This window comes from Mycobacterium simiae (genome assembly GCF_008370645.1).
Lineage (GTDB): Bacteria > Actinomycetota > Actinomycetes > Mycobacteriales > Mycobacteriaceae > Mycobacterium > Mycobacterium simiae_A.
This window is the reverse complement of record NZ_VTZN01000144.1, coordinates 1-14,058: the sequence shown is the minus strand read 5'-3', so window position 1 is coordinate 14,058 and position 14,058 is coordinate 1. Positions and strand designations below refer to the sequence as shown.

15 protein-coding genes are annotated in these 14,058 nt (G+C 64.0%); 6 read left to right on the top strand and 9 right to left on the bottom strand.

Annotated elements, in window-relative coordinates:
* Positions 1-8: 8 nt before the first annotated feature.
* The 8 genes from F0Q45_RS19680 to F0Q45_RS19645 all read right to left on the bottom strand — a co-directional run bounded on the left by F0Q45_RS19680 (position 9) and on the right by F0Q45_RS19645 (position 6,487).
* A complete protein-coding gene (locus tag F0Q45_RS19680) occupies positions 9-434 on the bottom strand; it encodes a nuclear transport factor 2 family protein (protein WP_149655535.1) in 426 nt (141 codons plus the stop codon).
* Positions 431-1,558: an NDMA-dependent alcohol dehydrogenase gene (locus tag F0Q45_RS19675; protein WP_149655534.1), complete on the bottom strand. Its 1,128-nt coding sequence runs from the start codon at positions 1,556-1,558 to the stop codon at positions 431-433. Before F0Q45_RS19675 ends, F0Q45_RS19680 begins: the two co-directional genes overlap by 4 nt.
* A 146-nt stretch (positions 1,559-1,704) precedes the next feature.
* The gene (locus F0Q45_RS19670; RefSeq protein WP_149655533.1) at positions 1,705-2,250 is read right to left on the bottom strand and encodes a nuclear transport factor 2 family protein; all 546 of its coding nucleotides are present in this window, start codon (positions 2,248-2,250) and stop codon (positions 1,705-1,707) included.
* A 4-nt stretch (positions 2,251-2,254) separates the two neighbouring features.
* A complete protein-coding gene (locus F0Q45_RS19665) occupies positions 2,255-2,464 on the bottom strand; it encodes a ferredoxin (RefSeq protein WP_149655532.1) in 210 nt (69 codons plus the stop codon).
* Complete coding sequence (locus F0Q45_RS19660) at positions 2,464-3,819, bottom strand: cytochrome P450 (protein ID WP_149655531.1); 1,356 nt, start codon at positions 3,817-3,819, stop codon at positions 2,464-2,466. The genes F0Q45_RS19665 and F0Q45_RS19660 overlap by 1 nt, the downstream gene beginning before the upstream one ends.
* Positions 3,816-4,640, bottom strand: a complete 825-nt coding sequence (locus tag F0Q45_RS19655) for an SDR family oxidoreductase (RefSeq protein ID WP_149655530.1) — start codon at positions 4,638-4,640, stop codon at positions 3,816-3,818. Before F0Q45_RS19655 ends, F0Q45_RS19660 begins: the two co-directional genes overlap by 4 nt.
* Positions 4,641-5,867: a cytochrome P450 gene (locus F0Q45_RS19650; RefSeq protein ID WP_149655529.1), complete on the bottom strand. Its 1,227-nt coding sequence runs from the start codon at positions 5,865-5,867 to the stop codon at positions 4,641-4,643.
* Positions 5,864-6,487 (bottom strand): TetR/AcrR family transcriptional regulator, encoded by a 624-nt coding sequence (locus F0Q45_RS19645; RefSeq protein WP_262491070.1) that lies wholly within the window; start codon positions 6,485-6,487, stop codon positions 5,864-5,866. The genes F0Q45_RS19650 and F0Q45_RS19645 overlap by 4 nt, the downstream gene beginning before the upstream one ends.
* 213 nt (positions 6,488-6,700) lie before the next feature.
* Between F0Q45_RS19645 and F0Q45_RS19640 the strand changes: the two genes are divergently transcribed.
* The 5 genes from F0Q45_RS19640 to purD all read left to right on the top strand — a co-directional run bounded on the left by F0Q45_RS19640 (position 6,701) and on the right by purD (position 11,628).
* Complete coding sequence (locus F0Q45_RS19640) at positions 6,701-8,170, top strand: aldehyde dehydrogenase (protein WP_149655528.1); 1,470 nt, start codon at positions 6,701-6,703, stop codon at positions 8,168-8,170.
* A 10-nt stretch (positions 8,171-8,180) separates the two neighbouring features.
* A complete protein-coding gene (locus tag F0Q45_RS19635) occupies positions 8,181-8,933 on the top strand; it encodes an SDR family oxidoreductase (protein ID WP_262491069.1) in 753 nt (250 codons plus the stop codon).
* Positions 8,930-9,802, top strand: coding sequence for an NAD(P)-dependent oxidoreductase (locus tag F0Q45_RS19630; RefSeq protein ID WP_149655526.1), 873 nt, complete (start codon positions 8,930-8,932; stop codon positions 9,800-9,802). The genes F0Q45_RS19635 and F0Q45_RS19630 overlap by 4 nt, the downstream gene beginning before the upstream one ends.
* Complete coding sequence (locus tag F0Q45_RS19625; RefSeq protein ID WP_149655525.1) at positions 9,802-10,233, top strand: carboxymuconolactone decarboxylase family protein; 432 nt, start codon at positions 9,802-9,804, stop codon at positions 10,231-10,233. Before F0Q45_RS19630 ends, F0Q45_RS19625 begins: the two co-directional genes overlap by 1 nt.
* A gap of 126 nt (positions 10,234-10,359) precedes the next feature.
* Positions 10,360-11,628: a phosphoribosylamine--glycine ligase gene (purD, locus tag F0Q45_RS19620; RefSeq protein ID WP_149655524.1), complete on the top strand. Its 1,269-nt coding sequence runs from the start codon at positions 10,360-10,362 to the stop codon at positions 11,626-11,628.
* Positions 11,629-11,665: 37 nt separating this feature from the next.
* Here the strand turns inward: purD and F0Q45_RS19615 are convergent, their stop codons facing one another.
* Positions 11,666-13,228 carry a serine/threonine-protein kinase gene (locus F0Q45_RS19615; RefSeq protein ID WP_188113038.1) on the bottom strand — a complete coding sequence of 521 codons (1,563 nt, stop codon included), beginning with the start codon at positions 13,226-13,228 and terminating at the stop codon, positions 11,666-11,668.
* A 432-nt stretch (positions 13,229-13,660) separates the two neighbouring features.
* On the opposite strand from F0Q45_RS19615, the gene F0Q45_RS19610 reads away from it, so the two are divergent.
* Positions 13,661-14,058, top strand: a 398-nt coding sequence (locus F0Q45_RS19610; protein WP_306439457.1) for a PE family protein, incomplete at its 3' end; no start/stop codon positions are given.

Below are 14,058 nucleotides of genomic sequence, written 5' to 3'. Positions count from 1 at the left end.
TTCCGTTGCTAAGCCGACTCCTTTTTGTCGAAGGTCATCATATCGAGGTTCCAGTACCCGCGCAGGTTGGTGATGAGCCCCGCGTCGTTGACCCGATAGGTGAACACTCCGCGCACCGTGCTGCTGAAACCGTTGTCAAATTTGCTGTGTAACACCAAAATATGGGCGATCTCGGTTGGTGAGCTGGACGGGAAGCTCTCTTGGCAGGTGACCGTCAGCTGGTTGCTGGCAAGGTAGGCATCAAAAAATGCAGCGACGGCCTCCTTGCCTTTGACGCCGGAACCCTCGGGGTTGGTCACCGCGGTGCCGATCGGGTCTTCGATGACCACGTCGTGGGCCATCAACGCCAGCCAACCTGCCCGATCGCGGTTTTGTACACACCGCCAAGACGCTTGCGACGCGGCCAGCGCCGGGGATTGGGCCGTTTGAGTCACCGATCGGCGTCCGTGTACCGGACGACGCCGCGAATATTCTTGCCCTCCAACATGTCCTGGAAGCCGTCGTTGATCTGCTCCAGCCGGTACTGGCGGGTGATCATGTCATCCAGGTTGAGCTTGCTTGCCTGGTACATGGATAACAGTTGCGGAATGTCGAACTGCGGGTTACCGCCGCCGAAGATGGTGCCCTGCAGGTTCTTCTGCATCAGGGTCAACATCGCCAGGTTCAGGTTCACCTGGGTGTCCAGCAGGCTGCCGATCGCTGTGACCACGCAGGTGCCGCCCTTGGCGGTGATGTTGAGATAGCTGTCGACATCGGCGCCATGGAGCTCACCGACGGTGATGATCACCTTCTTGGCCATCAACCCGTAGGTCGCCTCGGCGATGCCCATCAACGCCGCGTCCATGTCGGGGTACACGTGGGTGGCACCGAATTTCAGCGCTTGATCGCGCTTCCACTCCACCGGCTCGACGGCGAAGACATAGCGGGCACCGGCTGCCACCGCACCCTGTAGCGCCGCCATCCCGACCCCGCCGACGCCGACGATGGCGACATCGTCCCCGGGCCGGACGTCGGCTGCCCGGATCGCCGAGCCATAGCCGGTGGTCACGCCGCAGCCCACCAGGCAGGCGACCTCAAACGGAATCGACGGGTCGATCTTCACCACCGAGCTGCGGTGCACCACCATGTAGGGCGAAAACGTTCCCAACAGCGTCATCGGGTAGACGTCTTGGCCGCGAGCCTGGATGCGGAAGGTACCGTCGGACACCGCGGTGCCGGCCAGCAGTCCGGCGCCCAGATCACACAGATTGCGCAGGCCGGCCTGGCACGACGGGCACCTGCCGCAGGATGGGATGAATGACAACACCACGTGGTCACCCGGGGCGATATCGTCTACGCCCGGACCAACCTCGGTGACGATGCCAGCACCCTCGTGTCCGCCGAGCACCGGGAAACCTGCCATCGGGATACCGCCGGTGACCAGGTGGTTATCAGAGCGGCACATACCTGCTGCTTCCATCTGGATCTTGACCTCGTCCTTGACGGGGTCACCAATCTCGATGTCCTCGACGGACCACGGCTGGTTGAACTCCCAGATCAGTGCGCCTTTTGTCTTCACGGTTGACCTGACCCCATTTCGCCTTTGAAGTGAGACTGCCTGGCCCCATCATGCCGGGCAATAGGTGACGAGTACCACAGCCACCGCTACGCGCCAGCATAGCGCCTGTAACTAAACAAGTGCTTGGTTGGGTGCAGGTGAGATTGTCACCAGAGCGGGGCGGGTGCCGTGCCGAGCGGGTAATAGCCAGGCATCTTCTCGCCCGACATGCCCCGCTCGATTCGCCTCCGCATGCCCGCCGACAGTTTCCCGGTCCTCATCAGTTGCATATACAGCGCCGAGACATGCCCGAAGTCGAAGAAATCCCGCTGCCATTGGATGAGCTTGTCGACGTTGAGCCGAAACCAGCTGCCGCCGATGCCGTAGATCTCCTGCCGGACGCCGTCAGCGTCGACCACCACCTGCTTCCAGAAGCCGACGATTTCCCCCTGGCAGTCGTCGATAATCACCTTCTGGTAGGGATACTGCCAATCCTCGAGCCCGAGCATCTCTACGCCGAGCGCGATCTCGCGGATCTCGTCGATCCCAACGCACATCACGTCTTCTTTGGGCCCGATGTTCCAGCCATAGGTGGCGTCGACGGCATAGAAGTTGGCCAGCGGCTTCCAATCGGCCGCCTGTTCGCATTCCTTGTTCGCTTGCAGCCAGCACCGCACCCACTCGTCGAGTTCGGCACGTTCGAACGACACCATCGGCTCAGTCCTTTGTTGCAGTGATGAACAGTGCTTGGGTTGGACAACTGCGCACCGCCTGCTCGATCTCCGAGCGGGCCGCCTCGGGCGGCTGGGCGTCGACGATGTAGACCTTGCCCCGTTTGGGCACCCGAAAGTAGTCCGGTGCCTCCAGTTCGCACATCGCGTGGCCCTGGCACAAATCCAGGTCGACTTCGATGCGGTAACCCATGATCAGCGTTTCATTGTGCGCCGGTAGCGCACTATGGCGGGCCTGGCCAATTGCACCACCATCTTGGAGTGGTCATTGCGGTAGCTCTCGGCAGGCTGCGCCATCTTGAACTCATACTCGCGCAACAACACCGAGAAAATCGCTTTGATCTGCATGGTGGCAAAAGCTGCCCCCACGCAGCGATGCCGGCCGGCGCCGAACGGAATCCACGTCCAGCGGTTGATCAAATCCTCCTGGCGCGGTTCCCGGTAGCGCTGCGGCACGAAGTCGTGCGGGCTGGGGAAATCCTCAGGTATGCGGTTGGAAATTGCCGGTGAGGCCGCCACCAGTTCGCCTTCATGGATCGGATAGCCCTCGACTTCCAACTCGCGTTGGGCTACCCGCATCAGAATGATCAGCGGCGGATGCAGCCGAAGCGTCTCCTTCAGCACGTTATCGAGATGCGGAATCTGGCGCAGTGCATGGAAACTCACGGGCTGTCCGTCGGCGTAGAGCTCGTCGAGCTCATGGATCACTTCGCTGTGGGCGTCCGGATGGCGCAACAGCTCGATCAGCGTCCACGCCGCGGTCCCCGAACTGGTGTGGTGCCCGGCGAACATCAACGAGACGAACATGCCGGTGATCTCGTCGGCGGAGAACCGCGGGTTGCCGTCCTCATCCGTGATCGACACCAGCACGTCGAGCATGTCGCGGCCACGTTTGTCCTTGGGCGGGTGGGCGATCCGTTGCCGCATGATCTCTTGCACTAACGCCACCAGCCCTTTTCGGGCTTGGTCACGCCTACGGAAACTTTCGATTGGCAGATACGGATCGACGTAGCACAGCGGGTCGGTGCCGCGTTCGAGCTCATGGTAGAAGTGGGCGAATCGCGAGTCGAGCTGATTGCGGAACTTGGTACCGATCAGGCACGACGTGGAGGTGTAGATGGTCAGCTCGGCGAAGAAGTCCAGCAGGTCGATTTCGCCTTCTTCGCCCCAGTTTTCGACCATCCGGCGCACTTCGCGCTCGATGGTGCTGGCGTGGCTCCTCATGTGCTCACCGCGCAGCGCCGAGTTGTGCAGCATCTCTTTGCGGCGCTCGGGGCTGGCGTCGAACACCACCCCCTTGCCGAAGATCGGCGTCATGAAGGGGTACGCCTGCGCCTGGTCCAGCTCCTGGTCGGAGCACCGGAAAAAGAACTCGTTGGCCTTGGCGCCGGTCAACAAGACAACGCGTTTGTCGGCCAACCGGAAACAACCCACGGCACCGCACTCAGTGCGCACCCGCCGCATCAGGCCGATGGGATCGATCCGGAACTCCTCCAGATGCCCATGTTCGTTCTCCCCACCGGATACCCGCGGCACCATCGCTGCCGTCATGAATCCGGCTCTTCCTCAGCCACTTTGAGCTGATGACGCTCAGTAGTAGCGGCCAGCGGGGCTTCGGGCTGCAGCTCCATGTTCACCACAAAACCGCCCCGGGGAGTCTGCGCGACAAACGTAATGGCCCGGGCGATATCGGATGCTCGCAGGAAGTAGTTGTGCCGTGCCTGACCCCATTTGGACCAGTCCTGCAGTGCCGGACCGATCGACTCGGCCGGCAGGCCCCAGCCCATCCCCGTCTTCGTGGGGCCCGGATGCACGATCGCGGCGCGCACCCCGGTGCCTTCGAGCTCCATTTGCAGGTTGGTCACCATCGCCACCAGCCCGGCCTTGGCCGCGCCGTAGGCGCCCATGTGCGGACGTTGACGTAGCGCCACATCGGAGCCCACGAAGATCAGGTCACCGCGCTGACGGTCCAACATGCCCGGGAGCACCGCGGTGGCCAACCGGTTGGCGCCGACCAGGTGGATCTGGACCTGTGACTCAAAGTTGTCCGTGTCGGATTCGTGCAGGCGCCCGAAGTAGGTGTCACCGGCGCCGGCGACCAGAACCTCGACGTCGCCGAGCTGATCGGCGGCCTGGTGCACGAAGCCCTTGACTGAATCGGGGTCGGTGACGTCAAGCGGCAGCGCTATGGCCTCGCCCCCGTCGCCGCGGATCTTGTCGGCGATCTCTTGGCACTTCTGCACCCGTCGCGCTCCCAGCGCGACCGGAAAGCCATGGGCGGCAAGCTCAACCGCCGTGGCCGCGCCGATACCCGATGACGCACCGGCAACAATCGCGGGTCTCCGGTCCGGGTGCGGTTGGAAGCGAGGCACCTAGCGAACCTCCACGGCCATCGGTAGGCGAGCGAACCCGCGCACATTGCTGGAGTGAACGCGGACGGCGTTGGCCTCGTCGACCTGATATCCGCGGATCCGTTTGAAAAATTCGGTGAGCGCCACCCTAGCCTCCATCCTGGCCAGATGGGCCCCCAGACAGAAGTGCACGCCGCTGCCGAAACTCAGTAACTTAGAACCGATGTCACGACCGATCAAGAAGTCGTCGGGATCGTTGAACACCCGCTCGTCACGGTGAGCCGACCCGGGCAGCAGCAGCACCACGTCCCCTTCGGGGATTCGGGTGTCGTAAAGAGTGAGCTCTCCGACGACGCTGCGTGCCAGGATCTGGCTGGACGTGTCGTAGCGCAGGGTCTCCTCGACCCACAGCGGCACCCGTGACAGGTCGGCGTAAACCGGGATCAATTGGTCGGGATGCTTGTGACCCCAATATGCGGCATTAGCAAGGAGTTTGGTCGTCGTTTCATTGCCGGCAATCACCATGAGGAACATGAACCCGAGGATCTCCTCGTCGGTGAGCCGGTCACCGTCAATCTCGGCCGCGAGCAGCGCGGAGGTCAGATCGTCGGTCGGTTTCGTGCGCCGCTCGGCGATCATCTGCTGGTAGTAGAGGATCAAGTTTATCGACGCCTCGATCGCCGCAGCCGGCACGTCGGTCATGCCGTCCTCACGGTGCATGACACCGTCGGCCATGGCCCGCAGTCGGTCGCGATCGGCGACCGGCACACCCATCAGTTCGGAGATCACGTCCATCGGCAGCCTGCCGGCGAATTCGGCGACGTAGTCGACGGTGCCCGAGCGGGCCATTGCCAGCATGGTGTCGAGATGCTGCACAGCCAGCTCGGTCACCCGCGGCTCCAATTCCCGAATCCGGCGTGGCGTGAAGCCTTTTGACACCAACGTGCGCAACCGCAGATGCGCCGGGTCGTCCATCGCCAGGAACGACATCGTCTTTGGTGCGTGCGGTCCGCGTGACACCGGATCCAGCGAGACGCCGTCGCGGTTGGACAGCGCGGTGCTGTTGCGAAAACCCTGATGGACATCCCGGTACCGCGACAACGCCCAGAAGCCAAGCGCTTCGTTGTGGTACAGCGGAGTCTGGTCGCGCAGCCGTCGGTAGTACGGGTACGGATCTTCGTGGAAGTCGTAGTCGTAGGGGTCCAGTACCAGCTCGGGGCCCCCTAGAAAAGACGCGTGGACGGTCATGCGTCACCCGTCTTGCCGGCGCCGGCCAGAATCAGTCGCGCCACATCGGCTAAGCGGTCGGAAATGTCGTGATAAGTGAATTCTCCGCTGCCGGCCTGCACCAGTGCGCCGAAAAATGCCATCTCCAAAGCGGATACGGTAACCTCTTCGGCTCCAGGACCGATAGCCGATGCGATGCGACGGTGGATCTCGGCGCCAATGTGCTCGCGGGTGGAGCGAACCGCGGGGTCGGCACCACCGCCGAGCAACGCGGCGGTGCACGCGGCGCCAACCTCGGGTTCGTCGGCGACCACCAGGGCCAGCTGGCGCAGCGCCTGCTCCACCCGAGTCGCCAGCGGGTCGTTGACGTCGGTGCAGTAGGGAACTTGGCGGACCAGGTCGAGGTACACCTCGGCGATCAAGTGGTTCTTCGACGCGAAGTAGGTGTAGGCGGTGGCCGGAGCCACTTTGGCTCGAGCCGCCACCATGCGCACCGTCAGGTCGGCATAAGAGTTTTCGCGCAAGATCTCCATGCCCGCCGCCAGCACCTTGCGGAAGGTCCCCTCTTGGCGACGGTTGCGCGGCCTGTTCGCGGTCTGGGCAGCTCCGTCCGAGAGCGCCACCAGTGCATCGCTGGACACATGTCTAAGCTAGTGGATAGTTGTTACGGCGGGCAACCCCCGTTGCTAAAGATGCAGATAATCCGGAGCTGTCGGCTGGCAGATGCCGTCGTTTCGGCCTCTGGCCTTGCATCGCATCGGCGCTTGACGTTATGGTTCGGGAGGAAGAATTCGGACACTTGTCCACTTAACTCGATTCCGTGTTAAGGGCGACGGATCAGGTGGGAGCGACACATGTCCCTGTTGGCCGACGGAGTCGGCGCACTGTTCATCGATGGAAAGCTCACCGAAGGCAGCGCGGGTACCTTCGCGACGGTTAACCCGGCCACCGAAGAAACACTGGGCGTCGCGGCCAATGCCGACGCCCAAGATATGGGCCGCGCCATCGAAGCTGCGCGCCGTGCCTTCGATGACAGCGACTGGTCGCGGAACACCGAGCTGCGGGTGCGCTGTGTGCGACAGCTGCGGGACGCGATGCGCGCACACCTAGACGAGTTACGCGAACTGACCATCGCCGAAGTCGGCGCGCCGCGGATGCTCACCGCCGCAGCACAATTGGAAGGCCCAGTCGAAGATCTGGCGTTCGCGGCCGACGTCGCGGAGTCCTACGAGTGGAAGCAGGATCTCGGACAAGCGGCGCCGCTGGGAATCCCGACCCGGCGCATCCTGGTGCGGGAAGCGGTGGGTGTCGTCGGGGCGATCACTCCGTGGAACTTTCCGCACCAGATCAACCTCGCCAAGCTGGGTCCTGCTCTGGCGGCGGGTAATACCGTCGTGTTGAAGCCAGCGCCGGATACCCCGTGGTGTGCGGCGGTGCTCGGCGAGCTGATCGCCAACCATACCGAGATCCCGCCCGGTGTCGTCAACATCGTCACCTCGCACGACCACAGCATGGGCGCCCTGCTGGCCAAAGACCCTCGGGTGGATATGGTCTCGTTCACCGGCTGCACCGCGACCGGTCGCAGCGTGATGGCAGATGCTGCCGCGACCATCAAGAAGGTGTTCTTGGAGCTGGGCGGGAAATCGGCGTTCATCGTGCTCGACGACGCCGATTTGGCTACGGCGTGCTCAGTTTCAGCTTTCACCGCCTGCGTGCATGCCGGACAGGGATGTGCGATCACCACCAGGCTGGTAGTACCGCGGACCCGCTATGACGAGGCGGTCGCCATGGCGGCGGCAACCATGTCGTCGATCAAGCCAGGCGATCCCAACGAACCCGGAACGGTTTGCGGGCCGCTGATTTCGGCTCGTCAGCGGGATCGGGTGCAGGGCTACTTGGATTCGGCGGTCACTGAAGGCGGAACCATTGCCTGTGGTGGTGGCCGGCCGGCGGGCCGGGACGTCGGTTACTTCATCGAGCCGACCGTCATCGCCGGTCTGACCAACGACGCGCGGTGCGCCCGGGAAGAAATCTTCGGGCCGGTGCTCACTGTGATCGCCCACGACGGCGACGATGACGCCGTTCGTATCGCCAACGACTCGCCATATGGTCTGTCCGGCACAGTGTTCAGCGCCGACCCGCACCGGGCGGCCGGAATTGCCGATCGACTGCGGGTGGGCACCGTGAACGTCAACGGCGGGGTCTGGTATTCCGCCGATGCGCCGTTCGGCGGTTACAAGCAGTCCGGCATTGGCCGGGAGATGGGGCTGCTCGGTTTCGAGGAGTACGTGGAAGCCAAACTCATTGCGACAGCAGAAAAGTAGAGGAGACAGTGTGGCTCGATTCGAGGACCGGGTAGCCATTGTCACTGGGGCCGCTCAGGGTATCGGTCAGGCATATGCCGAAGCCCTGGCCCGCGAAGGTGCGTCCGTGGTCGTTGCGGACATCAACGCGCACGCCGCCAAGCAGGTGGCCAAGCAGATCGTCGGCACCGGTGGCACCGCAATCCATGTGCCGGTTGACGTTTCCGACGAGGACTCGGCGAAGTCCATGGCCGAGCACGCCGTCAGCGAGTTCGGCGGCATCGACTATCTGGTGAACAACGCCGCGATTTACGGCGGCATGAAGCTCGACTTACTGCTGACCGTGCCGTGGGACTATTACCAGAAGTTCATGAGCGTCAACCACGACGGTGTGCTGGTGTGCACCCGTGCGGTGTATAAGAAGATGGCCGAAAGGGGCGGTGGCGCCATCGTCAACCAGTCGTCCACTGCGGCGTGGCTGTACTCGAACTTCTACGGTCTGGCCAAAGTCGGGGTTAACGGTCTCACGCAACAGCTTTCCCGCGAGTTGGGCGGTATGAAGATCCGGATCAACGCTATTGCGCCCGGACCCATTGACACCGAAGCCACCCGAACGGTGACGCCCGGCGAGCTGGTCAAGCACATGGTCAATCAGATCCCACTGTCCAGGTTGGGGACCCCCAAGGATCTGGTGGGCATGTGCCTGTTCCTGCTGAGCGACGAGGCCTCGTGGATCACCGGTCAGATCTTTAATGTCGATGGCGGACAGATCATCCGATCATGAGCGTCGACGAAACGAAACCGCGTCTGGGCTACATCGGCCTGGGCAATCAGGGGGCGCCGATAGCCACGCGCTACCTCGACTGGCCCGGCGGCCTAACGGTTTTCGACGTGCGCGCCGAGGCCATGGCGCCGTTCACCGACAGCGGCGCCACCGCGGCGGCAAGCGTCGCCGAGGTGGCCGACGCTGACATCATCAGCGTCACGGTGCTCGACGATGCACAGGTGCGTGAGGTGATTACCGGGTTGGCCGCACATGCCAAGCCCGGCACCATCATTGCGATTCACTCCACCATCAGCGACACCACCGCTGTCGACCTGGCTCGAGAGCTCAAACCGCTGGGTATCAACGTTGCGGATGCTCCGGTCAGCGGCGGCGCAGGGGCGGCCGCCGAGGGCAAATTGGCCACCATGGTGGGCGCTGACGAAGAGACATTTCAGCGGATCAACGAGCCATTCCAGCGGTGGGCGTCGCTGGTGATCCACGCCGGCGAACCCGGTGCGGGCACCCGGATGAAACTGGCGCGCAACATGCTTACTTTCGTGTCGTATGCGGCGGCTGCCGAAGCGCAGAAGTTGGCCGAAGCAAGCGGCTTGAGTCTGCCGGCGCTGGCTAAAGTGGTGCGTCACAGCGATGCTCGCACCGGCGGTCCAGGCGCGATCATGTTCCGCGCCACGACCGCGCCAACGAAACCCGACGACCCGATGCGTCCAGTGTTGGAACACACGCGGGCGCTAGGGGAAAAGGACCTGAGCCTGGCGCTGGCGTTGGCGGATTCGATGTCGGTTGACTTGCCGTTAGCTCGGCTGGCGCTGCAGCGGCTGGCCGCCGGACTTGGCGTCCCGCACACCGAAACACCTGAGGAGTCGTAATGGACGAACTACGCCGCACGGGCCTAGACAAGATGAACGAGGTCTACGCCTGGGACATGCCCGACCTGCCGGGCGAGTATTTTGCTCTCACCGTCGATCATTTGTTCGGCCGGATCTGGACCCGGTCGGGCCTGTCCATGCGTGACCGCCGCATGGCGGTGATCGCGGTGCTGACCGCGCAGGGCCAGTCGGACCTGCTCGAAGTCCAGGTCAACGCCGTACTGCAGAACGAGGAATGCACACTGGACGAGCTGCGCGAGCTCGCAGTGTTCATCACCCACTACGTGGGCTTCCCGTTGGGATCGAGGCTGAACAGCGCAATCGAGCGGGTGGCCGCCAAGCGCAAGAAGGCGGCCGAGCACGGTGCTCCGCCCGACGCGAAAACCAACGTCGCAGAGGTGCTTGCCAAGGAATCCGGCACGTCGAGCTAGCGCATGCGATATCAACGCGCAGACCGCGACATGGCAGCCCAAACACAGACATGCGTGAGGTTTGGGAGTCATGCGACTTAGTTGGTCGGCTGCGCGCCGACCCCACTGCGGCTACGCTGACCTGTCGTGCGCGTCCTGGTAATCGGCTCCGGTGCCCGTGAACATGCCCTGCTGCTGGCGCTGGCCAAAGATCCGCAGGTCACCGGGCTGGTCATTGCCCCTGGCAACGCCGGTACCGCGCGGCTGGCCGAACAACACGACGTTGACATCACCTCCGGCGCGGACGTCGTAGCCCTGGCTCGCCGGGTCCGGGCTGACATGGTCGTCATCGGTCCTGAGTTGCCCTTGGTGCTCGGCGTCGCCGACGCTGTGCGCGCCGCTGGCATTGTCTGCTTCGGGCCCAGCAAGGACGCGGCGCGCATCGAGGGTTCCAAGGCATTCGCCAAGGACGTCATGGCGGCGGCCGGAGTGCGTACCGCCACTAGCGAAATCGTGGACAACCCGGCGCGTTTGGACGCTGCGCTCGAGCGGTTCGGGCCGCCGGCGGGTGACCCAGCCTGGGTGGTGAAAGACGACCATCTGGCCGCGGGCAAGGGTGTGGTGGTGACAGCGGAGCGCAGTGTCGCCCGAGCCCATGCCGCGGGACTGCTGGAGGCCGGGCATCCGGTGCTGCTGGAGTCCTATCTCGACGGCCCCGAGGTGTCGCTGTTCTGTGTGGTCGACGGTACGACGGTGGTGCCGCTGCTGCCGGCGCAGGACTTCAAGCGGGTCGGCGCGGGCGACACCGGACCCAATACCGGCGGCATGGGCGCTTACGCGCCGCTGCCGTGGCTGCCCGACGAGAGCTACTGTCAGATCGTCACTCGGATCGTGGAACCCGTTGCCGCCGAACTTGTTCGGCGTGGCAGCCCGTTCTGCGGCTTGCTGTACGCCGGTCTGGCGATTACCGCAGAGGGACCCGCGGTGGTCGAATTCAACTGTCGTTTCGGTGATCCGGAGACTCAGGCGGTGCTGGCGCTGCTGGAGTCACCTCTGGGTCAGCTGCTCTACGCAGCCGGAACCGGGACCTTGGCTGATTTCGGCGAAGTGCGCTGGCGAGATGGTGCCGCGGTGGTGGTGGTGCTGGCGGCCGAAAATTATCCCGGACGCCCGCGGGTGGGCGATGTGGTGGTTGGCGCCGAAGCAGACAGCGTGCTGCACGCCGGCACGACGCGACGCGACGACGGCGCCGTGGTCTCGTCCGGGGGACGGGTGCTCTCGGTGGTGGGCACTGGCCCGGACCTGTCCGCCGCCCGGGCGCACGCCTACCACACCCTTAGTTCAATTCGGTTGGCCGGCAGTCATTTCCGAAACGATATCGGCTTGGTGGCCGCAGCGGGACAGATCAGCGTCTAGCCGGGACTGCCGGGACGCGCGTACTCCTAGCCCATTCCTAGCCCAGATGGTGTGGGCAGAAGGCGGTAATCGCCGCGTTGACGCCGGCGGCAGCCTGGTCGGGGGTGATTCCGGCGTTGTTGTTCACGGTCGTGGCGGCGGCATCATTGGGGGTTGCGCCGCGTTGCAGGTCTGCGCACACGGCACGGCCACTGGCAGCGGCCCGTTCGGGGTCGGTGACGGTGAGACCGGGAATCTCTGACACGAGGCCGAAAAAGGTCTCGTCCGGGCCGGGTGTCGGTCGCTGCGGGGCTGGCGCCGGTGGTCCTTTCGGGGCCGGCGGAGGCTGGACGGAGGCAGGAGGTGGGTATGCCGGCGGCGCAGCGCCATCTGGAGCCGGCGCCAATCGTGGCGCGTGCGTCGGGGGTGGCGCGTATTCCACCGCCTGTTGATGCTGCGCGAGCGGAGGTGGCGGCGGATTTTCCGCCGCCGGTTGAGGTTGCGTCCACGTCGAGGATGCGGCGGGCGGCTGTTGTTCGGCAGCGGTGTCGCCGGCAATGGGGTAACCGCTGGCGGCGAGCGCACCGAGCGCGATCACCGTTGCTGCTGCCGCGAAAATCCGCCACCGACTGCGTCGTGGGTGTTTGCCGGCGGCCACCACGGCCAGCCGCGCGGCGGTGCTCGTGGGTGGCTTGCGAGCCAACGGCCTGGGCATGGTCAAAGCCGAAGCTCTCAGGTGCTCGCCACACGGTGCTGCTGCCTGTGCGAATGCGCGGGAAAAATCAGCGCACCGGGCGAATCGCTCGGCGGGGTCCTTCGCGAGGGCTACGGCAAGCACCGGGTCGAGGGCCGCAAGCAGGGGACGGGTCGAGGCTAGTGATGGCGGCGGCGCGGTCAGCTGGCGGCTGATCACAACGGCTGGGTTGGTATGCGGAAATAGTGGTGATCCGGTCAGCAGATGGTAGGCGGTGGCCGCCAGCGCGTATTGGTCGGCGCGTCCGTCAAGTGGTTCGCCCGTGAGCTGTTCCGGTGCGGCGTAGGGGAACGTGCCTATGGTCATGTTGGTCGCGGTCAGGCCACTTGCGTCGCCGATGTTCCGGGCTATTCCGAAGTCGCCCAAGAGAATTCGTTGGTCGCCAGCCCCCGGCGTGGCGAGCAGGATGTTCGCGGGGCTGACATCACGGTGCATCACATCATGGTGCTGATGCGCGTAGTCAAGTGCGCTGGCGATCGCAGCGATGATCGTGGCTACCTGATCTGCCGGCATGCCGGCCGGATAGCGGTCCCGCAACAGGCTCGCCGCATCGGTTCCGTCGACAAAGTCCATCGAGATCCAGAGCAGTCCGTTGAACTCGCCGCGGTCGTTGACACGCACGATGTTCGGATGCCACAGCGTGGCTGCTACGTCTGCTTCTCTGATGAATCGCCGCCGATAGTCAGAGCTACCAGATATGTCGTTGCTCAATATCTTGAGCGCTTCGCGGCGGGGCAACCGTGGGTGCCGAACGAGGTAGACCTCGCCCATTCCGCCGGACCCTAGCAAACGAACGATCGTGTACCCGGCAAACACCTCACCGGCTTGCAACCCGATACCCGGGCCTCGATCAGTCAATCCAACCATCGCACCGTCCATTACCGCGATGCCCAGCACAGCCTCAGCGCCCAAACTCCGATCATTGTAAACCAGAAATTAACTATTGAGCCACCAATCGTTCATCTATACGCAACCTATTGGCCAACCTCTGGGTGCTCCGCAGTGCGCTCAACATCCGATCCCGACTCGCTCGCGCAGGTGCGTTGCTTTGCGCACCGGATCAACCCTTTGTCACCTCAGGCGAGGATTCGGAAGGGCTGCGCCAACGGTATTGCGCAAGGTCGGTGCCGGCCGTGCGGCGCAGCGGCGCGGCCGGACTAGCACACCATCAGATTCTCGGAAACCTAACCAATTCGGCCGTACGCGAGTAAGTTGAATTCATTCGGTTGGCCCCGTGGGTGGCCGGTCGATCCCGCTGTCGGTGCGGCAGGTGGCACCGCTCTTACTTTGGGAGGCCACGTGTCCCTATTAATCGTTGCGCCGGAGGCGCTGATGGCGGTGGCTTCGGACGTCGCGGGTATCGGTTCGGCGATAAGCACGGCTAATGCGGCGGCGGCTGCCTCAACTACGGGGTTGGCGGCGGCGGCCGCCGATGAGGTGTCGGCGGCGATTGCTGCGCTGTTTTCCTCTCATGCTCACGAGTATCAGGTGCTGAGCGCTCAGGCCGCGGCGTTCCATGAACAGATGGTGCGGGCCTTGACTGCGAACGCTGGCACGTATGCGGCTGCCGAAGCCGCTAATGTCGAGCAGTTTTTGCTGAACGCGGTGAATGCGCCCACCCAGGCGTTATTCGGGCGCCCGTTGATCGGCAACGGCACCAACGGGGCCCCGGGGAGCGGGCAAAACGGCGGGGCCGG